27 protein-coding genes are annotated in these 23,642 nt (G+C 65.0%); 15 read left to right on the plus strand and 12 right to left on the minus strand.

The genetic code is table 11. The features are described 5' to 3' along the window. Nucleotides 1-87: 87 nt before the first annotated feature. From QTI66_RS15040 to dhaK, 9 genes are read left to right on the plus strand one after another with little or no spacing between them, the layout of a single operon-like run. Nucleotides 88-1,119, plus strand: a complete 1,032-nt coding sequence (locus tag QTI66_RS15040; protein ID WP_286560586.1) for a LacI family DNA-binding transcriptional regulator — start codon at nt 88-90, stop codon at nt 1,117-1,119. Nucleotides 1,120-1,172: 53 nt separating this feature from the next. Continuing rightward, nucleotides 1,173-2,513 (plus strand): ABC transporter substrate-binding protein, encoded by a 1,341-nt coding sequence (locus QTI66_RS15045; RefSeq protein WP_444815002.1) that lies wholly within the window; start codon nt 1,173-1,175, stop codon nt 2,511-2,513. A 36-nt stretch (nt 2,514-2,549) separates the two neighbouring features. Next, nucleotides 2,550-3,509, plus strand: coding sequence for a carbohydrate ABC transporter permease (locus tag QTI66_RS15050; protein WP_353506198.1), 960 nt, complete (start codon nt 2,550-2,552; stop codon nt 3,507-3,509). A gap of 7 nt (nt 3,510-3,516) precedes the next feature. Next, on the plus strand, nt 3,517-4,473 hold the full coding sequence (locus tag QTI66_RS15055) for a carbohydrate ABC transporter permease (protein ID WP_286560589.1): 957 nt from the start codon (nt 3,517-3,519) through the stop codon (nt 4,471-4,473). After that, nucleotides 4,470-4,676 (plus strand): hypothetical protein, encoded by a 207-nt coding sequence (locus QTI66_RS15060; protein ID WP_286560590.1) that lies wholly within the window; start codon nt 4,470-4,472, stop codon nt 4,674-4,676. The genes QTI66_RS15055 and QTI66_RS15060 overlap by 4 nt, the downstream gene beginning before the upstream one ends. Before the next feature lie 2 nt (nt 4,677-4,678). Further along, a complete protein-coding gene (locus tag QTI66_RS15065; RefSeq protein WP_286560591.1) occupies nt 4,679-5,803 on the plus strand; it encodes an ABC transporter ATP-binding protein in 1,125 nt (374 codons plus the stop codon). Further along, on the plus strand, nt 5,796-6,833 hold the full coding sequence (locus tag QTI66_RS15070; RefSeq protein ID WP_286560592.1) for an ABC transporter ATP-binding protein: 1,038 nt from the start codon (nt 5,796-5,798) through the stop codon (nt 6,831-6,833). The genes QTI66_RS15065 and QTI66_RS15070 overlap by 8 nt, the downstream gene beginning before the upstream one ends. A gap of 22 nt (nt 6,834-6,855) precedes the next feature. Beyond that, nucleotides 6,856-7,488, plus strand: coding sequence for a dihydroxyacetone kinase subunit DhaL (dhaL, locus tag QTI66_RS15075; protein WP_286560594.1), 633 nt, complete (start codon nt 6,856-6,858; stop codon nt 7,486-7,488). An 11-nt stretch (nt 7,489-7,499) separates the two neighbouring features. Continuing rightward, nucleotides 7,500-8,489 (plus strand): dihydroxyacetone kinase subunit DhaK, encoded by a 990-nt coding sequence (gene dhaK / locus QTI66_RS15080; protein ID WP_286560595.1) that lies wholly within the window; start codon nt 7,500-7,502, stop codon nt 8,487-8,489. 132 nt (nt 8,490-8,621) lie between these two features. Here dhaK and QTI66_RS15085 read toward each other — a convergent pair whose 3' ends face one another. The 4 genes from QTI66_RS15085 to QTI66_RS15100 are packed head-to-tail and all read right to left on the minus strand — an operon-like array spanning nt 8,622 to nt 11,009. Then, complete coding sequence (locus tag QTI66_RS15085; protein WP_286560596.1) at nt 8,622-8,879, minus strand: type II toxin-antitoxin system Phd/YefM family antitoxin; 258 nt, start codon at nt 8,877-8,879, stop codon at nt 8,622-8,624. 60 nt (nt 8,880-8,939) lie between these two features. Continuing rightward, complete coding sequence (locus QTI66_RS15090; RefSeq protein ID WP_286560597.1) at nt 8,940-9,257, minus strand: non-heme iron oxygenase ferredoxin subunit; 318 nt, start codon at nt 9,255-9,257, stop codon at nt 8,940-8,942. A gap of 14 nt (nt 9,258-9,271) precedes the next feature. Then, on the minus strand, nt 9,272-9,745 hold the full coding sequence (locus tag QTI66_RS15095) for an aromatic-ring-hydroxylating dioxygenase subunit beta (RefSeq protein ID WP_286560598.1): 474 nt from the start codon (nt 9,743-9,745) through the stop codon (nt 9,272-9,274). Nucleotides 9,746-9,749: 4 nt separating this feature from the next. Further along, nucleotides 9,750-11,009, minus strand: coding sequence for an aromatic ring-hydroxylating dioxygenase subunit alpha (locus QTI66_RS15100; RefSeq protein WP_286560599.1), 1,260 nt, complete (start codon nt 11,007-11,009; stop codon nt 9,750-9,752). Between the two features lie 101 nt (nt 11,010-11,110). Here QTI66_RS15100 and QTI66_RS15105 point away from each other — a divergent pair, with 101 nt between their 5' ends. The 5 genes from QTI66_RS15105 to QTI66_RS15125 all read left to right on the plus strand — a co-directional run bounded on the left by QTI66_RS15105 (nt 11,111) and on the right by QTI66_RS15125 (nt 14,078). Next, a complete protein-coding gene (locus QTI66_RS15105; protein WP_286560600.1) occupies nt 11,111-12,019 on the plus strand; it encodes a LysR family transcriptional regulator in 909 nt (302 codons plus the stop codon). Further along, on the plus strand, nt 12,016-13,059 hold the full coding sequence (locus QTI66_RS15110; RefSeq protein ID WP_286560601.1) for a catalase family protein: 1,044 nt from the start codon (nt 12,016-12,018) through the stop codon (nt 13,057-13,059). The genes QTI66_RS15105 and QTI66_RS15110 overlap by 4 nt, the downstream gene beginning before the upstream one ends. A 26-nt stretch (nt 13,060-13,085) precedes the next feature. After that, entirely contained in the window at nt 13,086-13,319 is a 234-nt protein-coding gene (locus QTI66_RS15115; protein ID WP_286560602.1) for a DUF2789 domain-containing protein, read from the plus strand. A gap of 79 nt (nt 13,320-13,398) precedes the next feature. Next, nucleotides 13,399-13,665, plus strand: a complete 267-nt coding sequence (locus QTI66_RS15120; RefSeq protein ID WP_286560603.1) for an antitoxin — start codon at nt 13,399-13,401, stop codon at nt 13,663-13,665. Continuing rightward, the gene (locus QTI66_RS15125; RefSeq protein WP_286560604.1) at nt 13,662-14,078 is read left to right on the plus strand and encodes a type II toxin-antitoxin system VapC family toxin; all 417 of its coding nucleotides are present in this window, start codon (nt 13,662-13,664) and stop codon (nt 14,076-14,078) included. The genes QTI66_RS15120 and QTI66_RS15125 overlap by 4 nt, the downstream gene beginning before the upstream one ends. Before the next feature lie 48 nt (nt 14,079-14,126). Here the strand turns inward: QTI66_RS15125 and QTI66_RS15130 are convergent, their stop codons facing one another. From QTI66_RS15130 to QTI66_RS15165, 8 genes are all read right to left on the minus strand, one after another. Then, the gene (locus QTI66_RS15130) at nt 14,127-14,738 is read right to left on the minus strand and encodes a carbonic anhydrase (RefSeq protein WP_286560605.1); all 612 of its coding nucleotides are present in this window, start codon (nt 14,736-14,738) and stop codon (nt 14,127-14,129) included. A gap of 25 nt (nt 14,739-14,763) precedes the next feature. Continuing rightward, nucleotides 14,764-15,783, minus strand: coding sequence for a YeiH family protein (locus tag QTI66_RS15135; protein ID WP_286560606.1), 1,020 nt, complete (start codon nt 15,781-15,783; stop codon nt 14,764-14,766). Continuing rightward, nucleotides 15,780-17,090 carry an MFS transporter gene (locus QTI66_RS15140; RefSeq protein WP_286560607.1) on the minus strand — a complete coding sequence of 437 codons (1,311 nt, stop codon included), beginning with the start codon at nt 17,088-17,090 and terminating at the stop codon, nt 15,780-15,782. The genes QTI66_RS15135 and QTI66_RS15140 overlap by 4 nt, the downstream gene beginning before the upstream one ends. A gap of 40 nt (nt 17,091-17,130) precedes the next feature. Then, nucleotides 17,131-18,732 (minus strand): acyl-CoA carboxylase subunit beta, encoded by a 1,602-nt coding sequence (locus tag QTI66_RS15145; protein ID WP_286560608.1) that lies wholly within the window; start codon nt 18,730-18,732, stop codon nt 17,131-17,133. A 15-nt stretch (nt 18,733-18,747) separates the two neighbouring features. Further along, nucleotides 18,748-20,352: an acyl-CoA carboxylase subunit beta gene (locus QTI66_RS15150; RefSeq protein WP_286560610.1), complete on the minus strand. Its 1,605-nt coding sequence runs from the start codon at nt 20,350-20,352 to the stop codon at nt 18,748-18,750. Next, nucleotides 20,349-21,926 (minus strand): AMP-binding protein, encoded by a 1,578-nt coding sequence (locus tag QTI66_RS15155; RefSeq protein ID WP_286560611.1) that lies wholly within the window; start codon nt 21,924-21,926, stop codon nt 20,349-20,351. The genes QTI66_RS15150 and QTI66_RS15155 overlap by 4 nt, the downstream gene beginning before the upstream one ends. After that, nucleotides 21,923-22,642 carry a GntR family transcriptional regulator gene (locus QTI66_RS15160; protein ID WP_286560612.1) on the minus strand — a complete coding sequence of 240 codons (720 nt, stop codon included), beginning with the start codon at nt 22,640-22,642 and terminating at the stop codon, nt 21,923-21,925. Before QTI66_RS15160 ends, QTI66_RS15155 begins: the two co-directional genes overlap by 4 nt. A gap of 101 nt (nt 22,643-22,743) precedes the next feature. Further along, the gene (locus QTI66_RS15165) at nt 22,744-22,971 is read right to left on the minus strand and encodes a biotin/lipoyl-binding carrier protein (protein ID WP_286560613.1); all 228 of its coding nucleotides are present in this window, start codon (nt 22,969-22,971) and stop codon (nt 22,744-22,746) included. Nucleotides 22,972-23,138: 167 nt separating this feature from the next. Here QTI66_RS15165 and accB point away from each other — a divergent pair, with 167 nt between their 5' ends. Further along, nucleotides 23,139-23,642 carry an acetyl-CoA carboxylase biotin carboxyl carrier protein gene (gene accB / locus QTI66_RS15170; RefSeq protein ID WP_286560614.1) on the plus strand — a complete coding sequence of 168 codons (504 nt, stop codon included), beginning with the start codon at nt 23,139-23,141 and terminating at the stop codon, nt 23,640-23,642.

Below are 23,642 nucleotides of genomic sequence, written 5' to 3' on the forward strand. Positions count from 1 at the left end.
CCATCGAGCCCGCGGACTGCTCCAAAACCCTGATTGATTTAATTATTGATGTTAATACGATGAATACATCCGACACGACATCAAGCAATGCCTTCGACCCCCACCATTGCCGATATCGCCCGCACGGCGGGCGTGGGAACGGCCACGGTCGACCGGGTGCTCAACCGCCGTCCGGGCGTCAATGCCGAGACCGTGCAGCGGGTGATGCAGGTGGTGGAAGAGTTGGGCGCACCGCAGACGCCGGGCCGCCCGCGCAAGGGCGCCAACTCCCGCTTTGCCTACGTGTTGCCGGCCGACGAGTCGCCCTTCGTCGACTTGGTCGAGCGCCAGATCGCCCAGGCGGCGGGTGATTTCCGCCACGCCCACATCACCGAGATCACCCACCGCATCGACACGGCAGACCCGGTGCGTTTTGCCGAGGAACTGGCGCAGGTGGGCGATTGCGAAGGCATCGCGCTCATGGCGCCCGACTTGCCGCCCGTCAAGCGCGCCATCAATGAACTGGTGCGTGCGGGCGTGCATGTGGTCACCCTCTTTTCCGACGTGGCGGGCTCCATGCGCGAGACTTGCATCGGCGCCGACAACCGCGCGGCGGGCCGCACGGCCGGTCTGCTGCTTGGCCGCATGGCGAACGCCGCCGGCCGCGACACGCTGCTGCTCTCGTCGCAGGCCACCCGGCTCACCTCCGAGATCGAACGGCGCATCGGCTTTGCGCAGGTCGTCGAGGAGCGCTTCCCCGGGCTGAAGCTGATGCGCACGCCCGACCTGCCCGCCGACAACGACGGCGCCTGCGAGGCGCTGCTTCAAACCCTGCGCGGCGACATCGACCCGGCCTGCGTGGCAGGCATCTACAACGTCGGCTCGGGCAGCGCGGGTGTCGCCCGCGCGCTGGGCGAGGCGGGCCTGCTGCCGCAAGCCGGTGTCATTGCCCACGACTTCACCGACGAGCACGGTTCGCTGCTGTCAGCCAACGCGCTCAGCTACGTCCTGCACCAGGACATCCATTACTGCGTATTGACGGCGGCGCGCGTGTTGCGCGCCCTGTGCGAGAACGTCCGCGGCGCACTCAACGTGGTGCAGCCGCGCATCGAGATCCTGACGGCCGAGAACCTTCACTGATATCGGCGGCCGGGTATGTGTCCTTGAAACCCCTGCTTTTTTGGAGACTGCTCATGAAATCGATCTCGAAGATGTTGCCGGGGGTCGTCGCCCTGGCTGCTGCCACCGTCCTCGGCCTGACGAGCACCAACGTGCGTGCACAAGACAAGACCATCACACTGTGTTGGGCGGCTTGGGACCCGGCCAACGCGCTGGTCGAACTCTCGAAAGACTTCACCGCCAAATCGGGCGTGAAGATGAAGTTCGAGTTCGTGCCCTGGACCAACTTTGCCGACCGCATGCTCAACGAGCTCAACTCCAAGGGCAAGCTGTGCGACCTGATCATCGGCGACAGCCAGTGGATCGGCGGCTCGGCCGAACAGGGTCACTACGTCAAGCTCAATGACTTCTTTGCCAAGGAAGGCATCAAGATGACGGACTTCGCGCCCGCCACCGTGGTGGGCTATGCGGAGTGGCCGAAGAACACACCCAACTATTGGGCCCTGCCCGCCATGGCCGACGCCGTGGGCTGGACCTATCGCAAGGACTGGTTCGCCAAGCCCGAGTTGCAGGCGGAGTTCAAGGGCAAGTACAAGCGCGACCTGGCGCCGCCCAAGACCTGGACCGAGTTCAAGGAAGTGTCCGAGTTCTTCCAGGGCAAGACCATCGACGGCAAGAAGGTCTACGGCGCCTACATCTTCACCGAGCGCGGCTCCGAAGGCATCACGATGGGCGTGACCAACGTGCTCTACCCGATGGGCTTCAAGTACGAAGACCCGAAGAAGCCGTATGCGATGCAGGGCTTCGTGAACTCGCCGGACTCGGTGCGCGGGCTGGAGTTCTACAAGGCGCTCTACAAGGGCAGCACGCCTCCGGGCCTGACCAATGCCTACATGGGCGAAGGGCTCGACGCCTTCAAGTCCGGCCAGGTCGCGATGATGATGAACTGGTTCGCCTTCTTCCCGGGTCTCTACAAGGACCCGAACGTGGGCGGCGACAAGATCGGCTTCTTCACCAACCCGTCGGACAAGACCAAGGGCGTGCAGCTGGGCGGCCAGGGCATCTCGGTGGTGTCGTACTCGGCCAACCGCAACGAGTCGCTGCAATACATCAAGTGGTTCGCGAGCCCCGAGGTGCAGAAGAAGTGGCAGGCCATCGGCGGCTCCTCGGCGGCCAAGGCGGTGCTGGACGATCCGGGCTACCCGAAGAGCTCACCGTTTGCGCAGGCTTTCCTCGACTCGATGGGCATGGTGGTCGACTTCTGGGCCGAGCCTTCGTACGCGCAACTGATGCTCGCCATGCAAAAGCGCGTGCATGACTACGTGGTGGCCGACAAGGGCACCGCCAAGGAAGCACTGGACGCGCTGGTCGTTGACTGGACGAAGGTGTTCAAGGACGATGGCAAGGCGAAGTAAGAAGGCGTGAAGACCGTGAGCGCCATTCGTCCACCGATGCCGAGCCCCTCCGCCAAAGGAATCGTCGCCCGTGCCGCAGAAGCCACGCCACCGGCCGTGGCGATGCGCATGCGCGGGCTGTCGGACCGGGCGATCGCGTGGCTCTTCGTCGGGCCGACGATGGTGCTCCTGCTCGCGATCAACATCTTTCCGTTGATCTGGACGATCAAGCTGTCCTTCACCAACTACCGGGCCAACCGGCCCAACGCCAACGTGCTGGACGTGGGCATCGACAACTACGTGTCGGTGCTCACGGACCCGGACATCTGGGCGGCAATGCAGGCGACGGCGCACTTTTTGTTCTGGACCATCTTCTTGCAGATGGTGATCGGGTTTGCGCTGGCCTACCTCATCGACCGCAAGTTCCGCGGGCACGGGTTCTGGACGACGATGATCCTGATTCCCATGATGCTGTCGCCTGCGGTGGTCGGCAACTTCTGGGCCTTTCTCTACCAGCCGCAGATCGGGTTGTTCAACTACGCGGTGTCGTTCTTGACGGGCGTGCCGCCCTCTTCGTTCGAGATGATCGGCTCGGTCAAGCTGGCGCCGTGGGCCATCATCATCGTGGACACGTGGATGTGGACGCCCTACGTCATGCTGATCTGCCTGGCGGGGCTGCGCTCGATCCCGGACTACATCTACGAGGCGGCCGAGGTGGACCGTGCGTCGAAGTGGCGGCAGTTCTGGTCGATCACGCTGCCGATGGTGCTGCCTTTCATCATGCTCGCCGTGCTGTTCCGGGGCATCGAGAACTTCAAGATGTTCGACATGGTGAACCTGCTGACTTCGGGTGGACCGGGGTCGGCTACTGAACTCGCTTCGATCACTTTGAAGCGCGAAGCATTCGAGAAATGGCGCACCGGCTATTCGTCGGCGTTCGCGATCATCCTTTTCGTGTCGGTGTTCGGGCTGGCGAACATCTACGTGAAGGCGCTCAATCACGTGAAGAATCGCTGAGGACGACATGAGCCAAGGCATCAGCACTGCGCATTCCGTCGTCGAGCCGAGTTCGCGCACGCGACTGTTCGCGGGGTCGGTGGTCGTGCTCTATGCACTGATCACGATGATTCCGCTGGTGTGGATCATCCTCACCGGCTTCAAGACGCCGCCGGATTCGATCAGCTATCCACCGAAGATCGTGTTCACGCCCTCGCCGCAGGGCTACTGCAACCTGTTCACCACGCGCTCGCGCCAGACGCCGGAATACATCGCTGCCCTGCCCGCGCCGACCGAGACCTGCGACAAGGTGGCGCGCGCGGACAACATGGTGGTGGCGGGGCAGTCTAACTACATACCGCGCTTCATCAACTCGCTGATCATCGCGTTCGGCTCCACGATCTTGTCGGTGGGCTTTGGCGTGATGGCGGCGTATGCGTTCTCGCGCTTCAAGGTTCCGCTGAAGGACGACCTGCTCTTCTTCATCCTGTCGACGCGCATGATGCCGCCGATTGCGGTGGCGATTCCGATCTACCTGATGTACCGCGAACTGGGCTTGTCGGACACGCGGCTGGGAATGATCCTGCTCTACAGCGCGGTGAACGTGTCGCTCGCGGTGTGGCTGCTCAAGGGCTTCATCGACGAGATTCCGCGTGAGTACGAAGAGGCCGCCATGGTCGACGGCTACACGCGGCTTCAGGCTTTCCGCAAGGTGGTCTTGCCGCAGGCGACGACGGGCATCGTGGCCACGTCGATCTTCTGCCTGATCTTCGCGTGGAACGAATATGCGTTCGCGGTGTTGCTGACTTCCGGCACGGCGCAGACGGCGCCTCCGTTCATCCCGATCATCATTGGTGAAGGCGGGCAAGACTGGCCCGCGGTGGCGGCCGGCACGACGCTGTTCCTGATTCCGATCCTCGTGTTCACGATCCTGCTGCGCAAGCATCTGTTGCGTGGCATCACCTTCGGAGCGGTGCGCAAATGAGCTCGACCACTTCCCCGCAAGCGCAACGCCGCTGGCCGCGGTGGCTGCGTCGCGGGCCGATGGAGATCGTGGCCTGCATCGTGATCACGGCCGGGCTCGTGATGATGCTGCAACCGCTGGCGATGGTGCTCTTCACCTGGTCGTTTGTGACCACGCTGTTCGGCACCTTGCTGTTTATGGTCGTGTCGAAGTTTCCGGAATAGCCATGGCCGAGATCCGCGTCCACCACCTGCACAAGGCCTTCGCCGACTTCACCGCGGTGAAGGACTCCACCTTCACCGTGCACAACGGCGAGTTCTTCTGCCTGCTCGGCCCCTCAGGCTGCGGCAAGACCACCACGCTGCGCATGATCGCGGGACTGGAACTGCCGACCTCCGGCCAGATTTTCCTCGGCGACGAAGATGTCAGCTTCAAGCGCGCATCGGCACGCGACATCGCTTTCGTGTTCCAGATGTTTGCGCTGTATCCGCACATGAACGTGCGACGCAACATCGCCTTTCCGCTGGTGTCGCAGGGCATGCCGCGCGAGCAGATCCACACGGCAGTGGAACAGGCTGCGCGCATCCTTCGCATCACCCATCTATTGGACAAGCCCGTGTCGGGCCTCTCCAGCGGCGACCGTCAGCGCGTCGCATTGGGACGCGCCATCGTGCGCCAGCCGCTCGCGTTCCTGATGGACGAACCGCTGGGCGCGCTCGACGCCGAGTTCCGCGAGGTGATGTGCCAGGAACTGCGCGCGCTGCACGACCGCCTGAACGCCACCACCGTCTACGTCACGCACGACCAGATGGAAGCCATGGCGATGGCCGACGTCATCGCCATCATGAACGAGGGCGTGATCGAGCAGCTCGGCGCGCCGCTGGAGGTGTACGAGCGGCCGGCGAGCGTCTTCGTCGCGGACTTCATCGGCGCCCCGTCGATGAACTTCCTGCCGTTCGAAGCGGCCATGGCGAGCGGCGACAACGCCATCAACATCGGCCCGGCGAAGCTCATCGTTCCGGCCGCACGCGAGGACGTGTCGGCGCGCTCGCTGCTGTGCGGCGTGCGGCCCGAGCATGTGCGCTTCACCGACACTTCGATGCTGCGCGCCGAGGTGCTTGGCACCGAATACCTGGGGACCAGCACCGTCGTGACGCTGGCCACCGCGCAGGGCGCCACGGTGCGCGCCAAAGTCGACGTGGAGAACCCCGCGCGGCGCGGTGACCACGTCGGCCTCGCCTTCGATGCCGCGGCCGTCTCGCTCTTCGACGCCACGAGCGGCCGCGCGCTGCGAACGGCGCGCGACGATCAACCGCACGCGGTGCGCCGACAGGGAGCACGCCATGGCTGAACTTCGACTCGCCGGCGTCGGCAAGCGCTTTGGCGCGGTGCAAGCGGTCGATGGCCTTCAACTCGACATTCCAAGCGGTGAGTTCTTCGTGCTGCTGGGTCCGAGCGGCGCGGGCAAGACGACGACCTTGCGGCTCGTGGCCGGGCTGGAGAAGCCGGATGCCGGCAGCGTTTTCATCGGTGGACGCGACGTCACCGCGCTCGCACCCGCGCTGCGCGACGTGGCCTTCGTCTTCCAGCAGTACTCGCTCTACCCGCACCTGAGCGTCTTCGACAACCTCGCCTTTCCGCTGCGCTCGCCACTGCGCCCCAAGCCCGAAGCCGAAGTACGCCGCAAGGTCGAAGAGGTCGCGCACATGCTGCGCATCCACGACAAGCTGAAGAACGCCGCCACCAAACTTTCCGGTGGCCAGATGCAGCGCGTGGCCATCGGCCGCGCACTGGTGCGCAGCCCGTCGATCTACCTCATGGACGAGCCGCTCTCCTCGCTCGATGCCAAGCTGCGCAACGACCTGCGCCTGGAACTCAAGCGCATCCAGCAAGACCTCGGCGCCACGATGCTCTACGTGACGCACGACCAGATCGAGGCGATGACGATGGCCACGCGCATCGGCGTGCTCGACGCGGGCGTGCTGGTGCAGGTCGGCACGCCACGGCAGATCTACGAAGACCCGCGCACGAGCCACGTGGCGGCACGGCTGGGCTCGCCGCGCATCAACCTCTTGCCGCGCGCCGTCGTGCCGGGCGTGCCGGGGCCGCAGGAGGCCGTGACGGTGGGCGTGCGCGCCGAACACCTGCGCATCCATCGCGAAGCTGACACCGGCGCCGGCAACGCGCACCGCAGCGCGCGCGTCAAGCGCATCGAGCGCCTGAGCGACCAGCACCTCGTGCATCTGGGACTGGACGACAGCGAGCACGAACTCATCGTCTGCGCGCCGGGCAACGAAAGCTTCGAGCCCAACGACGCCGTGCGGGTCGAGCTGATGAAAGCGCTGTGGTTCGACGCGCGGGGCCAGCGCATCGCCGCATGACATCAACACAGGGAAGAACCACATGACCGATCACATCGATCTCATCCGCCGCGCAACGCAAACGCTGATCGACCACGTCGACGAGCTCACCGCCCTCGACCAGGCGATCGGCGACGGCGATCATGGGCTGAACATGCGCCGCGGCGCGCTGGCCATCCAGGGCAAGCTCGAGGACATCGCGGACCAGTCGCTCAACGAAGCGCTGCGCACCATGGGCATGACGTGCATGTCGACCATCGGGGGGTCGTCCGGTCCCGTGTTCGGCACCTTGATGATCACGCTCGGCAAGGAGTTGCCCGACCCGCCGACCGCCGAGGCGATGGCACGGGCCGTCGATGCCGGCATCAAGGCGCTCACGCGGCTCGGCAAGGCCGAGGTGGGCCAGAAGACATTGCTCGACGTGCTCGACCCGGTGCAGAAGGTGCTGGCCGAGGGCGGCGACAACCTCGCCGCACGCGTGCGCGACTGCGCCTTCGCCAGCGCCGACGCCACCGCGGAGATGGACGCCATCAAGGGCCGCGCCTCTTTTCTCGGCGATCGCGCACTGGGCCACGTGGACCCGGGTTCGCGTTCGATGGCATTGATCATCGGCGCGATCTGTGACAGCCTGCCGTCTTCCTCGCCCGCCACGCCAACGCCTTCCCTTTCCGCCTGAAAGCATCGTCCATGAAGAAGCTCATCAACGACGTCGACAACATCCTGACCGAATCGCTCGACGGCTTTGCGGCCGCCCACGCGGACATCGTCACGCTCGGCGAAGGCGGCCTGTTCGTGCGCCGCAAGACCACCCGGCCGGGCAAGGTCGCGCTGATCTCGGGTGGCGGCTCGGGCCACGAGCCACTGCACGCCGGCTTCATCGGCCACGGCATGCTGGATGCGGCCTGCCCGGGGCAAGTGTTCACCTCGCCCACGCCCGACCAGATGCTGGCCGCGGCCCACGCGGTCAACACAGGCGCTGGCGTTCTGTTCATCGTCAAGAACTATTCGGGCGACATGATGAACTTCCAGATGGCCGCGGAGATGGTCGACTGCGAGAACGAAACCGTCATCGTCAACGACGACGTGGCGGTGGAAAACTCCACCTACACCACCGGCCGGCGCGGCGTGGCCGGCACGCTCATCGTCGAGAAGATCGTCGGCGCCGCCGCCGAGCGAGGCGACTCGCTGGCCGAACTCAAGGCGCTGGGCGATGCGGTCAATAAGGCCACGGCGTCGATGGGCGTTGCCCTCACCTCCTGCACCGTTCCCGCGGCCGGCAAGCCGACTTTCCAGATCGGACCGGAGGAAATGGAAATGGGCGTCGGCATCCACGGCGAACCAGGCCGGCGCCGCGTCAAGCTTGCCTCGGCGGACGACATCGCGGCGGAGCTGACCGGCGCCATCCTGAAAGACCTGTCGCTCAAGGCGGGGCAAGAGGTGATCCTGCTGGTCAACGGCTTTGGCGGCACGCCGCTGATGGAGCTGTACCTGATGGTCAATTCAGTGCGAAAGATCCTCGACGGGCACGGGCTGAAAGTGGCGCGCTTCCTCACCGGGCCTTACGTGACCTCGCTGGAAATGGCGGGGTCTTCGGTGACGGTGAGCGCGGTCGATGCGGCCACGCTGGCACTGTGGGATGCGCCGGTGCACACGCCGGCGCTGCGATGGGGGATGTGAGTGTCTTGCGGTTACAACTGCCAGCCTGAAGCTTGACCGAGGCTGACCACAGACACGTCCAGATCGCAACCTGGATCGGAGCAGATTCACGCGAGCAAAGCACCGCGCTGCATACAGCAAATGCGTTCAAATTCAGCGCAGTGGTTCGACGTGGCGAAAACGCGCAGAGCCGCGATGCGGCACGAGGAAGTCAGTGCGCGCGGCATCGGACAGCAAAAGCGCCTTCAGGGAAGGTTTGGCTGCCGAGTGCAGTCGCTTCCACTGGTCGACAGAAACCAGGACGGCCGTCTCCGCGCCACGGCGCGTGACGAGTTGCGGCCCTTCGCTGATGCAGGCATCAAGAAATTCACTGAAACGCGCCTTCGCGTCCTGATCCGGCCAAGTATGCATACGAGCCCCCCCTTCAAACCAGTTTCATGACAAGTTTAAGACCACGGCCGTAGAACACTCTCAACCCAACGCCACGAACACCCGCCCTCCCTCGATCTTGACGGGAAACACCCGCAAGTCCTCGCTCACCGGCGTGCAAAGCGCCTTGCCCGAGCGAACGTCGAACTTGCCTTGGTGCAAGGGGCATTCGATCTCGTGGCCTTCCAGGAAGCCGTCGCACAGCCGCCCGTCCCCATGCGTGCAACTGTTGCTCGTGGCCCAGACGTCGTCGCCGACCTTGAAGAAGGCGATGTCGAAGCCCCCCACTTCGATGCCCTTGACGTCGTCGGCGGGCAGTTCGTCGACGGCAGCGGCGTCGACCCAGGTTTCTTGGCTCATGCGGTTCTTCTTTTTCAGATCGGGTAAATGATGGAGTTCGGGATCATTTCGCTGTCGTACACCACGAGGCGCGACGCGAACTTCAGGCCTTCAGGCGTTGGCACGATGGTGTCGATGTAGCGGCCCACGTTGAATACTGTGGAAAGCTCGCTGAGCTTGGTGCGAAAGACGGAGTAGTTCGCCTCGCTGTGGATCGTGCCGTCCTCGTCGATGCGATGCACCAGCGGCAGGCCGACGATGTGGCGCTGGTAGTAGGGGTCGTGGAACAGCGTCTCCTGGATGCCGTAGACCCGGTCTTCGAGCATGCCGCGGCTTTCGAAAGACAGGGTAGCCAGCGGCAGGCCGCGCTCGTGGTTCTCGCGCGGCTGCAGGCGGTAGCTGCACTGCTCGATGAAGAAGCCCGGCCAGTCGAACCACTTGCCTGAATCCACCGCGCGGGCGTAGTCGGCGTAGAGCTGGACCAGCTCGAAATAGCGTTCGAACTGCATGGCGTCAAGCTTCCATGACTTCGCGCCAATAGCGGTACATGCCGCGAATGAGCGTCTCGGTGACCATGTGGTCGGTGTCTTCCACTTCGCGCCCGCCGAGCTCGGCCAGCGTGCGGTGAAAGGGCTTCTGCTCGAAACCCTGCTGCGAAAACTCGATGACCTCGCCATCGTCGGCCGACACGAAGCCCGCCGGCCCGAACAGGTTGGCCTGCCGCAGGCGGCGCTGTTGCATTTCTTCGGTGTCGTCTTCAAAGCCGAAGTGCGTCCAGACGAAATCGAAGGCATCGTGGCCGACCGGCTGGATGTGCCGCGTCGACACGCTGTTGACCTGCTGCTGCAGGATGACGCTCGGGAAAATCGTCGTCATCACCGCCGTTGGCCCGCCCCACCAGTCTTCCGGCACGATGTCCAGGAAGCGCGGGTCCTTGAGCTGCATGCTTTCCTTGAAGCTCGACACCTGCGTGACCTGCGAGGCTGCGCCGGCCTGTCCGCGGGTAGAGATCATCGCGGCATGGCGGCCGTGCGTATCCATCTTGAGTTCGGACTTGTTGTCCGCGCGCCAGAGCCCGAAGGTGACGAACCAAGTGTGCAGCAGGCCGGGGTGGTACGGGTCCTTGATGTTCTCCTGCATGAGCTTCCAGTTGCCCGGAATGCGCTGGCGGTTGTAGCCGAGGATCTTGAGCTTGCGGCCGTTGAAGAGGCGGTCGAAGTAGCGCAGGATGGTCGGGCCCATGAAGTCCTCGAAAGACTCCACCTCATGGTCGAAAGACGCAAACACCACGCCGCCGCGCGTCGCCACCTTGAGCTTGTTCAGGCCGTTGTCTTCCGTCTTGAAGTCGGCGGGCATGCCGCCGTTGACCTTGCCGTCCTGCTTCACGCCGCGCCGGAAGGGCACGCCCTGCAGGTCGCCCTTGAGCGAGTAGTTCCACTGGTGATAGGGGCAGGTGAAATCCTTGCGGTTGCCGTTGCGCTCGCGGCAAAAACGCATGCCGCGGTGCGCGCATACGTTCTCGACCACGTTGATGCCACCCTCCGCATCGCGCACCATGATCACCGAGCGCTCACCGATGGCGGTGCGGGTGAAATCGCCGGGCTTGGGAATCTCCGCCTCGAGGCCGACGTAGCACCAGTGCTTGTTGTAGAAAAAGCGCTCCAGCTCCTTCTTGTGCTGCGCCTCGCCGGTGTAGGCCATGAAAGGAATGCGGTTGGTCTTTTCCGATTCCCACCGGATCGCTTCCGGAAAAACAATGCTCTGCGTGCTCATCGTGGTCTCCTCTGTGCAGTGATGATCGGACGCAGCCGCACATTTGCCAATAGAATTTGGTGAATCCATCGCATCACCCTCATGAATAAAGGAGCGAAGGGGTGGAACTGCGCGACATCGACCTCAACCTGCTGCTGGTCTTCGACCGGATGCTCGCGGAAAAGCGCGTCTCGGCCGTGGCGGAAGGCCTCGGGCTTTCCCAGCCGGCCATCAGCAATGCGCTGGCGCGCCTGCGTCGCCTGCTGGGCGACGAGCTCTTCCTGCGCACCGCGCGCGGCATGGAGCCCACGCCCTTTGCGCTGCAGCTGGCCGAGCCGGTGGCTTATGCCATGGCCGCGCTGCATGGCGCGCTGAACAAGCCCACCGCCTTCGACCCCGCCACCAGCCAGCGCAGCTTCACGCTGGCCATGACCGACATCGGCGAGATCTACTTTGCGCCGGTGCTCATGGACGTGTTGTCGCGCGCGGCGCCCGGCGTGACCATCAGCACGGTGCGCAACACGGCCGTGAACCTGCGCGATGCGATGGAGGCCGGGCAGGTGGACATTGCGATGGGGCTGCTGCCGCAGCTCAAGGCGAGCATCTACCAGCGGCGCCTGTTCAGGCAGCGCTACGTCTGCCTTTTCAGCGCCACGCATCCGCTCGCGGCCAAGCCCAAACTCACGCTCAAGGAGTTCTGCGCGGCCGACCATGTGTTGATCAAATCCGCCGGCACCGGCCACGGACAGGTCGACGAGTTGATGGCCGCCCAGGGCGTTGCGCGCCGCGTGCGGCTGACGGTGCCGCACTTCGTGGCGGTGGGGCACATCCTTCGCTCCACGCCGATGATCGCCACCGTGCCCGAGCGGCTGGCCACCAGCATTGCGGAGCCTTTCGGGCTCGTGTGGCGCGCGCACCCGGTGCCCTTGCCGCAGATCACCATCAACTCGTTCTGGCATGCACGCTTCCACCGCGATCCGGGCAACCAATGGTTGCGTGACCTGCTGTTCGACACCTTTGCCGATCCATGATGGAACAAGCCCTGGACGAGAGCGCGAAGAGCGCGGCGTGGCATGAAGTGATTCCGCCCGGCGAGGCGGCGCAGTTCGAGGCGTGCGTGCGCGAGATGACGCGCTACCAGCAATCCTTTGCGCGCAAGGGCGACGGGCAGCCCCATCGGGGCTTTCACGTCAAGTCACACGCCGGGCTGGAGGCCGAATTCAGGGTGCTCGACAACCTGCCTGCGGCTGCGCGGCACGGCGTCTTCAGGGAAGCCCGCAGCTTCAAGGCGTGGGTGCGATTGACGAATGGCTTCAGCAGCGCGCGGCACGACTGCTATCCCGATCTGCTCGGCTTTGCCGTCAAGCTGCGCGGCGTCCAAGGCACGAAGCTGATGGCGGGGCAGGAACATGCGGACACGCAGGACTTTCTCGCGCTCAACCATGCCTATGTGCCGGCTGCCGACGCGGTGGAGTTGATGATCATGTCGATGGCAGCGGCCAACCCGCTGACCGCGCCGTTCAAGATGGCGCGGCGGCTGGGCGTGCGGCGTGCCCTGCAGTCACTCCTGTGGACCTTGCGCTGGCTGCCGAGGCGGCTCCTGCTGCGCAGCATCGCCGACGAACACTTTCACGGCCTCACACCCATGGCCATCGGCCCGCATGCGGTGAAGTTCATGTGGCATGCGCAGTCACCCGCGACGACCACACCGCGCTCCTTGCGCCGCAACCACCTTCGCGACGAACTGAAACAGCGTTTGACCGAGGGTGAGATCCGCTACGATTTCCTCGTGCAGTTCTACGTGGACGAGCGCAAGACACCGATCGATGGCACATTCGCATGGAAGCCGCAGGACGCACCTTGGGTGAAGCTGGCCGAACTCATCATCCCGCGCTGCGATCTGGACAGCGCCGAAACGCGGCGCACGGAAGCGTGGCTCGGCATGGTCTCCTTCAATCCGTGGCACGCCATTGCCGAGCATCGCCCGATCGGCAACGTGCAGCGCGGTCGCCGCGTGATCTACGAGGGCAGCGCCAAACTCCGGGGACGCGAGGCCGATCCGGTTTCCTGAATTTCTGAAGCGAGAGGAGCATTGCGATGGACCTGACCCACCACACCCTACCCGATCTGTTCCGCCAGCTCGGGCTGCCGAGCGAGCAGGCCGACATCGACCGCTTCGTTGCGGAGCATCGCCCGCTGGACAACAAGATCCAGCTTGCCGACGCGCCCTTCTGGAGCAAGGGCCAGTCGCAATTCCTGCGCGAGGAAATCACCGAAGACGCGGAGTGGGCGGAGATCGTCGATCAGTTGAACGTGTTGCTGCGGGCTTGAGGCGCGGGTGCACCCAGTGCACTCCATTGACGTCGCAAGTCGATGTATCTACAATTGTATGTACATCAAGGAGGCAATCATGCAACAACCCACTGCAAAACTCTTCGCCACCGGCGGCAGCCAAGCCGTGCGCCTGCCGGCCGAGTTCCGTTTCGAGGGCAGCACCGAGGTCTACATACGACGCGACGAAAGCACTGGCGACGTCATTCTGTCCACTCGCTCGCCCGTCGATTGGCACGCATTCATGCAACTGCGCCAGCAACTCGGACCTGTGCCCAAGGATTTCCTTGCAGATCGCGCTCAAGGCCAGGAGCAACGCGACCCCTTCAAGGATTGGAAGGAATGACGCTCTACATGCTCGACACAAATGCCGCGAGCGAGGCCATTCGAGGACATCCAGCTTTTGACATGCGTTTGCAAGCGCTCGCGCCTGGACAGTGGTGCATATCCGCGATCACTTGTTCCGAGATTCGCTTCGGCGTGGCCAGGCGTCCCGAAGCAGTACGCCTGCACCAGATCGTGAACGAGTTCTTGCGTATCGTGCCCATCCTTCCTTGGGACGCCGAGGCTGCAAACAGGCACGGTGCACTGCGTGCAGACCTGAAGTCGCGCGGAAAGCCCATCGGCGACTTCGACGAGATGATCGCCGCGCATGCATTGGCAACGGGCGCGGTCGTAGTGACGGACAACACAAGGCACTTTGCGCGCGTGCCTGGCCTCGTGATTGAGAACTGGCTGCGGCCAAGCGCTGATCACTGACCATCGCCGGCGCAGCGCCCTCTTGCCCGATGCCGTCGATGCCGGGATTCAGTCGAGAAACTCGACCTTGCCCGTTTCGAGCGAATACTCGGCACCCACCACGCGCAGCTGACCCGCTTCAATCAGCTCCGCCAGAATCTTCGACCCGCTTGTCAGCTGCTCCACCGACTGGCGCACGTTCGCGCGCACGCTCTTGCAGATCAAGGTTTTGCGGTCGTACCCCCGTTCGGGTGACAGCAAGCCAGCCACCGCCGGCTCGATGCGCTCGGCAATGAAACGCATGTGGGGCGAGCGGGCCTCGGCGGGCCGGCGTAAGCGTTCCAGCGTGCCAACGACCGCGCCGCAGTTCGAATGTCCGAGCACCACCACCAGCGGCGTGCCGAAGGCCGCGGCGGCAAACTCGACGCTGCCCAGTTGCGAAGGCGAGACGATGTTGCCGGCCACGCGGATGACGAAGATGTCGCCGAGGTCCTGGTCGAACACGATCTCCACCGGAACCCGGGAGTCGGAGCAGCCGATGACGATGGCGAAGGGCTCCTGCTGGAAATCGGTGCGCGCACGCTGCACGCGCCGCAAGAAAGTCTCTTCGCTGCCGATGCCCGATGCAAAGTGCCCGTTGCCTTCGCGAAGGCGTTGCAGTGCTGCGTCTGCGGTGATCATGGGATGCGTCCCTTCTTTCTTCAATTCAACGTGCGAGGAGGATGAAGGCGACCACCAGCAGCGCCAGGAACGCCGTCTCGCTCACCATCAGCACGATGGGCTTCAGGCCCACCGTCGCAAAGTCCTTCAGGTGCGACTTCATGCCGATGGCTGCCATGGAAATCACCAGCAACCATGTCGACAGCGTCTGCAGCGCCTGCTGCAAGACCGGAGGAATCAACCCGGCGCTGTTGACCGCGACCAGCATCGCAAAGGCCACCACGAACCAGGGCAGCAGCGGCGGCTTGGGCCCGCCCGCCGCATGGCCCTTGCGGTAAGACAGGGTGATGACCAGGATCACTGGCAGCAGCATCACCACGCGCAATAGTTTCACGATGGTCGCGACGTCGCCGGTCTCCTTCGACATGCCGTAGCCCGCGCCCACCACCTGCGCCACGTCGTGGATCGTCCCGCCCAGGAAGACGCCGGCCGGCTGCTGGCCCAGGCCCAGCAGGTTCACGATCATCGGGTAGACGATCATGGCCACGGTGGAGAGCGTGCTCACGCCTATCACGGTGAAGATGGTGGCGCGCTCCTTGACGTTGTCCTGCGGGTGCGAGGGCATCACCGCGGCGATGGCCATTGCCGCGGATGCGCCACAAATCGCCACCGCGCCACCGGTCAGCACGCCGAAGCGGTTGCGATAGCCCATCAGGCGTGCCAGCACGATGCCGAAGCCGATGGTCAGCGCCACCGAGCCGACGACCATCGCGATCGGCATCGCGCCGAGTGCCGTGATCTGCCCCAGCGTGATGCGAACGCCCAGCGACGCCACGCCGATGCGCAGCAGCGTGCTCGCTGAAAACTTGATGCCCGGCACGCAACGGCCTTCTGTCGACAGGAAGTTCAGCGCCATGCCGAGCAGCAAGGCGAACAGCATCGCGGAGACGTGGTAGTGCTCGGCCAGCGAGATGGCGGCCACTGCCACCACCGCCGACATCAATACACCGTGGAAGTGGGTGCGCGCGGGCTCGCGCCAGCCCGGCAGGCTCATCGAGAGATTCATGGCGCAACCCTCGTCCGGACGCGTGCGGCGTCTGCTTCGTAGCTGCGCGAGGACAGCACGAAGAAAACGGCGGCGGCCAGTGCCAGCACGGGCGCGATGGTCATGGCGAGCTTCAGTCCGAGCTGGTCCGACAGCAGGCCGACGATGAGCGGGCCCGGCGCAAGGCCAATCAGGTTGTTGGCCAGGGTCATCGTTGCCGCGACCGTCGCACGCACGCCGGGGTGGGTCACATCGCACACGATGGCGCTGGAGCATCCGCCTTGTGCCGCGGCGAACAAGGCACCCAGGAAGATCAGGCCCATGCCCAACGGACCCGGTGGAAGCGCGAACGCGCTCATCAGAACAACCGCAGTCAGCACCGAGTAGAGGGCAGGAACCAGCGCCCTGCGCCGTGGGTTGTTGGCGCTCAGGCGGTCGGCCAATCCACCGCCGAAGAGCATGCCTAACCCGGCGGCCAGTACCGCCACGCCCGCCATCAGCCCGGCCTTTTTCAGATCGATGTCGTGATAGCGGCTGAAGTAGGTGGGCAACCAGGCGATGAGCATGGCCGGCATTGCCATTTGAAGGCCACTCGCCAGATAGGCGAAATTGCCGGCGCGCGAGCCGAAGACCTCGCCGGCCACGCGCTTGAATCCCAATCGCTTCGAGGCCAGGTCACCGGCACCCTTTGTGTCCAGTGCGACGGTCTTGTAGTCGCGCACGACGAAGGGGTAGATCAGCGCCAGCAGCAAGCCGGGTGCGCCCACGACGAAGAAGGCCATGCGCCAGCCCGATTGCGCCGCGACGGCTCCACCGATCACCACGCCGAGCACAGATCCGAACAGGCTTGCCGACAGGAAGGCACCCAGCACCGCGGCGCGCTGCTTTGCAGGAAAGACATGCGCCAGCAAGGCGGCACCCGCAGCGCCGTAGGCTGCTTCACCCAAACCTACGAAGGCACGCGCCCACAGCAACTGCCCATGGCTTTGCGCCAGGCCACAGGCAACAGTTGCCAGGCACCAGACGAAGGCCATCAGCGTGATGCTCTTGACGCGACCCCAGCGGTCGGCGACCAGCGAGATCGGCACCGTCAGCACACCGACGACGAGCGAGACGACGCTCACCAGCATCGCGAGTTGCGAATCGAGCAGCGACCACTCGAGCTTGAGGGCGGGGATGACCGCGCCGATGACCTGGCGCGACAGGTAGTCGGACATCATCAGTCCGAAGGTGAGCGCAAAGACGGACCACGCGTAAAGGCGTGGCATGCGGCGCTTTTCTTCGAGCGCGTCAAGGCTGGCGGTGTCCGCCGAGAGAGTGGGGTTCATGGCTGTTGTCTCTTGTTGGAGTGAAGGGCGATGTGCTCGCTCAGATGCAGGTCGGCCACGAGCGCATCTCGTGCTCGCCGATGCCGCCATTGCGTTCGCGGCGGTGAGTGGCCATGGCGTCGATGAGCCAGGCGCGGGTTTGCTGCGGCGCGATCACGGCCTGCACGCCGAAGGCGCCCGCCAGTGCGTAGGCGGAGGTGTCGCGTGCCATGTCGGCCTTGAGTTGGTCGAAGCGTTCGGGGTCGTCCTCGCGCTGGATGCCGTGCAGCACGCTGACGCCGATCTGCGGATCCATGAAGCTGGCGTCTGCGCTGGTCCATGCAGCAACCTCGTCGCTGTTGCGGCCGCCGCCCATGTTGATGTAGGCCTGCCCGTAGCTCTTGCGAAGCATCACCGAGAGCTTGGGCACGCAGCACAGCTGCACGGCGTGGATCATGTTCATGATGTGCGCCGGTGCTGCCTTGCGTTCGCCCTCGATGCCGACCAGGAAACCGGGCGTGTCGACCAGGAAGATGAGCGGGATGTTGAACGAATCGCACATCACGATGAACGAACTCACCTTGCGGCAGGCCTCCGGGTCCATCGCGCCGCCCTTGAACATCGGATTCGACGCGACGATGCCGACGCTCTCGCCATTCAGGCGCGCGAGGCCGGTCACTGCGGCGCGGCCGAAGCGGTCCTTCAGGTTGAAGAAGCTGCCTTCGTCGACGATGCCGCCAATGACCTTGCGCATGTCGTAGGTCTTGCTCCGCGCGGACGGGACGAGTTCGACGAGCTTGTCCGCGTCGGGCGCTTTCGCCTCCGCAGCCGGCAAGCTGGGTGGACGTGCGCCTGAGTGCGACGGCAGGTAGCTGAGAAAGCGGCGAATGGCGGCCAGCGCCTCCGCGTCGCTGTTGACGACCACGTCGACCAGGCCGGTGTGCTCGGCGTGCAGCTTCCATCCGCCCAGTTCTTCGGGGTCCACGGCTTCGCCGATGGCCAGCGAGGTCACGCGCGCACTTGACACCGCGAGGAACGCGCCCTTGCGCATCACCACGAAGTCCGAGAGGCAGGTGTACCAGGTCGACGAGCCCAGGCACGGCCCGAGCACGGCGCTGACCCACGGCGTCTCGCGGCGTCGGCAATACTGCTGCGGATCTTGTCCGGCTGCGGCCATGGCCTCGGCACCGAGACTATCGGGCACGCGCGAACCGCTCGACTCGCCCAGGAAGATCAGCGGCATGCCGTTGCGCGTCGCCGTCTCCTTCAGGCGGCTGATCTTGCGCATGTTGACGGCCGACGACGACGCGCCCATGACCGTCATGTCGTTCGACACGACCGCCACGCGTCGTCCTTCGACGCGGCCGGTGCCGGTGATCTTGGCGTCGGCCGGTGAGCTGTGTCTGTCGGCGGCAACCACCGAGACGGCCAGCATGCCCGTTTCGCTGAACGAGCCGGCATCCAGCAGTTGCTCGATGCGCTCCCGGGCGTTCAGGTGTCCGCTGGCGCGGCGCTTGGCGAGCTTGGCTTCGCCGCCCATGGCGAGTGCCGTGCGCACGCGTGCGTCGAGTTCGGCGCGTTGTTCTTCGTAGGCGTCGGAGCCGGTTTCCGCAGTGGGTGCGGCGCGAGTGTCCGGGCCCGCATGGGCCAAGGTGGCATGCATGTGGATGACTCCGCTTCAGCGCATCGTGCGGCCGACCGGGCCGAGGCGACGGCCGGTGGCCTGGTACGCGTCTTCCACCCAGGCGCACAGCAAGGGACGCGTCGATGCGGGCTCGATGATGTCCAGCACACCGAAGCGTTCGGCCGTGCGCATCGGCGACGAGATCGCGTGGTAGTGCGCCTCCAGGTCCAGGCGGTGCGCGACCGGGTCTTCGGCAGCGGCGATGTCCTTCTTGTACGCCGCGGCGACGCCGCCTTCGACCGGGATCGAACCCCAACGCGCGGACGGCCATGCATAGCGGTTCGGCAACGAGGTGCCCGAAGGACCATGCAAGGGGCTCAGCATCGCGCCGGCCAGGCCCACGCAGCGCCGCAACACGATGGCGAGCCATGGCACACCCGATTGCTCGATCGCGTGCATGGCCTGCAGCGCGGCCGAGATGGTGCCTTCGCGCTCAGCGTCCGCGCCGGTCATCACGCCCGGCTGGTCGGCCAGGTTGACGATGGGCAGGTGGAAGGTGTCGCACAGGTCGACGAAGCGCGCCATCTTCAGCGCGGCAGAACGCGTCAGCGCGCCTCCCATGATCATCGGGTTGTTCGTCATCACGCCGACGGCGTGGCCGTTCAGGCGCGCGAAGCAGGTGATGGTCGAACCGCCGAAGTCGGGCGACATCTCGAAGATCGAGCCTTCGTCGAAGATCGACTTCAGGATCTTGCGCGGGTTGAAGACCTTGCGCTTGTCGGCCGGGATGGCCTTGTTGAGCCACGGATCGCAGCGGTCGACCGGATCGTCGCAAGCCACGACCGGCGGGCGCTCCCACACGTTGCCGGGCAGGTACGACAGGAAGCGGCGCGTCACCTTCATCGCCTCCTCCTCGGTGTCGACGGCCAAGCCGACGGCGCCGCTGTAGCGGTGCATCAGGTCGTAGCCACCGAGCGATTCCTTGTCGATGTCGATGCCCAGGGCCTGCTTCACCACTGGCGGCCCGCCCGCGAAGATCTGGCTCTTGCCGCGGATCATGATGGCCAGGTGCGAGGCACCCACGCGCACCGCACCCAGGCCGGCGCAGGCGCCGAGCGCGATGCCGACCACCGGCACCACACCCAACAGTTGCGTCATCGGCAGCATCGGATAGCCGGGGATCTTGGTGTGGCCGAGCTTGTCGAGCAGCTTCACGCTGCCACCGGCGCTGTCGATCATGCGAACGAGCGGCAGCTTGTATTCCCAGGCGTAGCGGTCGGCGTAGATCCACTTCTCCGACACCGAGCCTTCCGAGGACCCGCCGCGGATGGTGAAGTCGTCGGCCGCGACCACGGTGCGGCGCGAATCGATCTTGCCGATGCCGACCACGGCGTTACTGGGCGTGAAGCTTGCGCGCTTGCGGTCGGCGTCGTACTTGACGGAGCCTGCCAGCGCACCGATTTCGCCGAAGCTGCCGGCGTCGAGCAGGTGGTCGATGCGTTCGCGTGCGGTGAGCTTGCCCAGCGCGTGGTGCTTGGCGATCTGCTCCTCGCCACCGAGCGCATTCGCAATGGCGCGGCGCTCGACGAGTTCATGCAGGTCTTCGGCCCAGTCACCTGTCGATGAAGCTGCGGGATGGGATGTGATGGCGGTGTTCATTTGGAAAGGGCTCCTTCGGGATGGCGCGCGAGGTACGCATCGCGCAGGTCGTTCTTGGTCACCTTGCCGGCGTGGTTGCGCGGCAGCGCGTCGACGAACTCGATCACGCGTGGTTTCTTGTAGCCGGCGATCAGCTCGCCGCTGTGCCGGGCGAGCGCCGCGGCATCGATGGTTTCGCCGGGCCGGCGCACCACGAATGCGGCGACCACTTCGCCCCATTCGGTGTCGGGCAGGCCGAGCACGGCCACTTCGGCGACGCCCGGATGCGCGTGTAGTGCATCTTCGACTTCGCGTGCATAGACGTTGAAGCCGCCGCTGATCATCATGTCCTTATTGCGGCCGACGATGTAGAGGAAGCCTTCGTCGTCGAAGCGGCCGAGGTCGCCGCTGTAGTACCAGCCGTCGCGGATCGATTCGCTTTCGAGGTCGGGGCGGCGCCAGAAGGCGACTTCGCCGATGCCGCGGTGTGCGATGGCGATCTCGCCGACTTCGCCGTCTTTCACCGGACGGCCATCGGCGTCGCGCACGGTAATCTCGACATCCATCGTCGGGCGCCCGCAGGACGTGATGCGATCCGAAGGCTTGCCGTCCTGCAGGTGGTCGTGCGGGTAGAGCACGCACAAGGGTTGCACGGCTTCGGTCATGCCGTATTGCTGGCGCAGGATGGGGCCCAGGCGTTCCAGCGCCTCGTGGACCATGCTCGTTGGCGTCGGCGCGGTGCCGTAGTGCACGCGCTTGAGCGACGAAAGGTCGGCGCCGGGGTTGGCGGCCACCGCTTCGAGCAGGCGGCCCATCATGGTCGGCACCATCATCAACTGGCTGATGCGCTCGCTGCCGATCTGCGCCAGCACCTGTTCCGCATCGAACTTGTCGGCCACGATGTTGCGTGCACCGCGCAGATAGCACGGCAGCAGGTGCACGCCGGCCGCGTGCGTGAGCGGGCCGACGTGCAGCATGGCGTCGTCAATGCCCAAGCCGTATTCCATCGCGGCGAAGTGGTTCGCCAGGCGCGCCTCCCAGCGCTCGATGCTGTAGGCCACGCCCTTGGGCTTGCCGGTGGTGCCCGAGGTGTAGGCGATGCGCAGCAGCAGATTGGCCGGCACCGTGAGGTGCGGGGCACGGTCCGATGCGCGCGCCAACAGGGTGTCGTAGTCGAGCACGCTCGCGTCATGCCAGCCCACGCCGATCACCACGCGCAGCGAGGGCACCTGCAGGCGGACCTTCATGACCGAGTCGCGGAACTCTGGGCCGGCGATGAGCACCGATGCCTCGGCATCGTTGAGGATCGCGGCCTGTTCATGCACCGTGTGACGGGCGTTGAGGGCGACGTAGCCCTGCGCGGCTTTTTCGGCAGCGAACTGGGCCTCGATGCTTTCCACCGAGTTGTTGAGCAGCACGGCCAGGCGCTCGCCGGGGCGATGGCCCAGGCCGATGAGCACGTTGGCGAGCTGGTTGCTGCGCCGTTCGATCTGCGTGTAGGTGAAGCTGCGGTCGCGAAACACGACCGCCGTGCGCTCGCGGAACTGGCCGGCAGCCCAGGAAAGGGCGTGGCCTGCAATTCGGGTCGAACTCATGGGAGGATGTCCTGTGTGTGGTGGTCGTTCGCAGCGGGCGCGACGGACCCTGATTTCTTGTGGGTTCGGGGCGTGGTGGCTTTCCGGGGTGTCAGTTGCCTCACGGCCTCGCGCTCGGACGCGTCAATCATTTCTTCGATGGCGGTGGCCGCAGCGTCGATGTCGCCTGCCTTCATGGCATTGGCCGTCGTGCGCCACAGGCGTGCCGATTCCTTGCGGCGTGCAGCGGTGGCCAGGCCGAGCTTTGAATAGCGACGCGTCTGCCGCGCCAGAGAGGCCAGGATTTCGGCGAGTCGCTCGTTGCCCGAGTTCTCGGCCATCACGCGGCCAAGCCGGTAGCTGATGGCCAGGTAGTCGTCGCCCGCACCCGGCTCCTTTGCGAGCACTTCGAGTTCGCTGACCTTGCCGTCGATCCAGGCGACGAACTTGTCGCTCGGGCGGCCCATGCTGCGCACCATGGCGCCCACCAACTGGCGGCGGATCTCGAAGATGTCGCCGACTTCCTTGATCGAAAGCTGCGTGACGTGGGCGCCGCGGTTGGGCAGGATGCGCACGACCGAGTCTTTCTCGAGGATGCGCAAGGCTTCGCGAACCGGACCGCGGCTCACCTCGAACTGCTCGGCCAGCATTTCTTCGCGGATGCGATCGCCCGGCGCGTATTCGCCGTCCACGACCGCCGCAAAGATTCGCTCGGCGATCTGTTCAGGGAGCGTCATCAGCTTCACGAGAGAGACTGATGGCCCCAAGCTCCGCACTGGCGTGTCGTCGCTGCCCCCCGAGGGGGTGCGAGCTTGTTTGGAGCGGCCCGGCACGGCGCTCACGCTTCTTCGAAGACCGCGATTTCCTGGCCTTCGCGCACCGGCGCGCCCTCGGCGATCAGGAGCTTGATGACCCGGCCGTCTTCGGGAGCGAGGACCGGAATCTCCATCTTCATGGATTCGAGAACCATGATCGTGTCGTCGGCCTGCAGGGTGCTGCCCTCGTCCACCACGATCTTCCATACGGTGCCGGTGATGTCGGAGCGAATCGTCGTCTGTGTCGTCATGTCGATTTCCTTGCTTTGAAATGCCCGACTTCGCGTCGGAATGGATGTACTGTAATCGACATTCGGATTGTTGACAATAGGAAGATTTGCATGTTTTAATCCATTCACTGCAGCAAGACAGCTGCGCTCACAAGGCGGAAACTCCCGCCGCAACCGGAGATAAAACCGTGCCTCTTTCCCATACCGACGTACGTCGCATCCTCGAGATCCTCGACAGCGCCGAACACCTCGAATCGCTGGACGTGACCGTGGGTGAATTCGAGCTTCATGCCCGCAAGCCGGGCGCCTCGGCTTTCAGCCGCGAGCGGGCACCGCAGCCGGCAAGCCGCCCTGCCGGCAACGAAACATCGCAAGCAGTTGCAACATCGGAAACAGGCAGCGCGTCGGACGAGCAGCCAGCGCTCACCGAAGTACCCGAAGGCCTGGTCGCCGTGCGCGCGCCGATGGTCGGCACCTTCTATCTGCGTCCCAGCCCGGACCAGCCGGAGTTCGTGACGGTCGGCGCCGCGGTGCAGGCCGACGACACGGTCTGCCTGGTGGAAGTCATGAAGATGTTCAACACGGTCAAGGCCGACGTGGCGGGCACCGTCGAGCGCATCCTGGTGGGCAACGGCAAACCCGTGACGCACGACCAGATCCTCATGCTCATCAAGCCGGCGAAGGGAGTCTGA

Source organism: Variovorax brevis (assembly GCF_030317105.1).
GTDB classification, from domain to species: Bacteria; Pseudomonadota; Gammaproteobacteria; order Burkholderiales; family Burkholderiaceae_C; genus Variovorax; species Variovorax brevis.

What these genes read in the sequence shown, in the direction of transcription:
- QTI66_RS15065 (WP_286560591.1), top strand. Translation starts at nt 4,679, where the DNA reads ATGGCCGAGATCCGCGTCCACCACCTGCACAAGGCCTTCGCCGACTTC.
- QTI66_RS15095 (WP_286560598.1), bottom strand. Translation starts at nt 9,745, where the DNA reads ATGCAGTTCGAACGCTATTTCGAGCTGGTCCAGCTCTACGCCGACTAC.
- QTI66_RS15090 (WP_286560597.1), bottom strand. Translation starts at nt 9,257, where the DNA reads ATGAGCCAAGAAACCTGGGTCGACGCCGCTGCCGTCGACGAACTGCCC.
- dhaL (WP_286560594.1), top strand. Translation starts at nt 6,856, where the DNA reads ATGACCGATCACATCGATCTCATCCGCCGCGCAACGCAAACGCTGATC.
- QTI66_RS15120 (WP_286560603.1), top strand. Translation starts at nt 13,399, where the DNA reads ATGCAACAACCCACTGCAAAACTCTTCGCCACCGGCGGCAGCCAAGCC.
- QTI66_RS15135 (WP_286560606.1), bottom strand. Translation starts at nt 15,783, where the DNA reads ATGAATCTCTCGATGAGCCTGCCGGGCTGGCGCGAGCCCGCGCGCACC.
- QTI66_RS15045 (WP_444815002.1), top strand. Translation starts at nt 1,173, where the DNA reads ATGAAATCGATCTCGAAGATGTTGCCGGGGGTCGTCGCCCTGGCTGCT.
- QTI66_RS15050 (WP_353506198.1), top strand. Translation starts at nt 2,550, where the DNA reads ATGCCGAGCCCCTCCGCCAAAGGAATCGTCGCCCGTGCCGCAGAAGCC.
- QTI66_RS15145 (WP_286560608.1), bottom strand. Translation starts at nt 18,732, where the DNA reads ATGCATGCCACCTTGGCCCATGCGGGCCCGGACACTCGCGCCGCACCC.
- QTI66_RS15140 (WP_286560607.1), bottom strand. Translation starts at nt 17,090, where the DNA reads ATGAACCCCACTCTCTCGGCGGACACCGCCAGCCTTGACGCGCTCGAA.
- QTI66_RS15115 (WP_286560602.1), top strand. Translation starts at nt 13,086, where the DNA reads ATGGACCTGACCCACCACACCCTACCCGATCTGTTCCGCCAGCTCGGG.
- QTI66_RS15155 (WP_286560611.1), bottom strand. Translation starts at nt 21,926, where the DNA reads ATGAGTTCGACCCGAATTGCAGGCCACGCCCTTTCCTGGGCTGCCGGC.
- QTI66_RS15060 (WP_286560590.1), top strand. Translation starts at nt 4,470, where the DNA reads ATGAGCTCGACCACTTCCCCGCAAGCGCAACGCCGCTGGCCGCGGTGG.
- QTI66_RS15125 (WP_286560604.1), top strand. Translation starts at nt 13,662, where the DNA reads ATGACGCTCTACATGCTCGACACAAATGCCGCGAGCGAGGCCATTCGA.
- QTI66_RS15085 (WP_286560596.1), bottom strand. Translation starts at nt 8,879, where the DNA reads ATGCATACTTGGCCGGATCAGGACGCGAAGGCGCGTTTCAGTGAATTT.
- QTI66_RS15040 (WP_286560586.1), top strand. Translation starts at nt 88, where the DNA reads ATGCCTTCGACCCCCACCATTGCCGATATCGCCCGCACGGCGGGCGTG.
- QTI66_RS15130 (WP_286560605.1), bottom strand. Translation starts at nt 14,738, where the DNA reads ATGATCACCGCAGACGCAGCACTGCAACGCCTTCGCGAAGGCAACGGG.
- QTI66_RS15055 (WP_286560589.1), top strand. Translation starts at nt 3,517, where the DNA reads ATGAGCCAAGGCATCAGCACTGCGCATTCCGTCGTCGAGCCGAGTTCG.
- dhaK (WP_286560595.1), top strand. Translation starts at nt 7,500, where the DNA reads ATGAAGAAGCTCATCAACGACGTCGACAACATCCTGACCGAATCGCTC.
- QTI66_RS15070 (WP_286560592.1), top strand. Translation starts at nt 5,796, where the DNA reads ATGGCTGAACTTCGACTCGCCGGCGTCGGCAAGCGCTTTGGCGCGGTG.
- QTI66_RS15100 (WP_286560599.1), bottom strand. Translation starts at nt 11,009, where the DNA reads ATGAGCACGCAGAGCATTGTTTTTCCGGAAGCGATCCGGTGGGAATCG.
- QTI66_RS15160 (WP_286560612.1), bottom strand. Translation starts at nt 22,642, where the DNA reads ATGACGCTCCCTGAACAGATCGCCGAGCGAATCTTTGCGGCGGTCGTG.
- QTI66_RS15110 (WP_286560601.1), top strand. Translation starts at nt 12,016, where the DNA reads ATGATGGAACAAGCCCTGGACGAGAGCGCGAAGAGCGCGGCGTGGCAT.
- QTI66_RS15150 (WP_286560610.1), bottom strand. Translation starts at nt 20,352, where the DNA reads ATGAACACCGCCATCACATCCCATCCCGCAGCTTCATCGACAGGTGAC.
- QTI66_RS15165 (WP_286560613.1), bottom strand. Translation starts at nt 22,971, where the DNA reads ATGACGACACAGACGACGATTCGCTCCGACATCACCGGCACCGTATGG.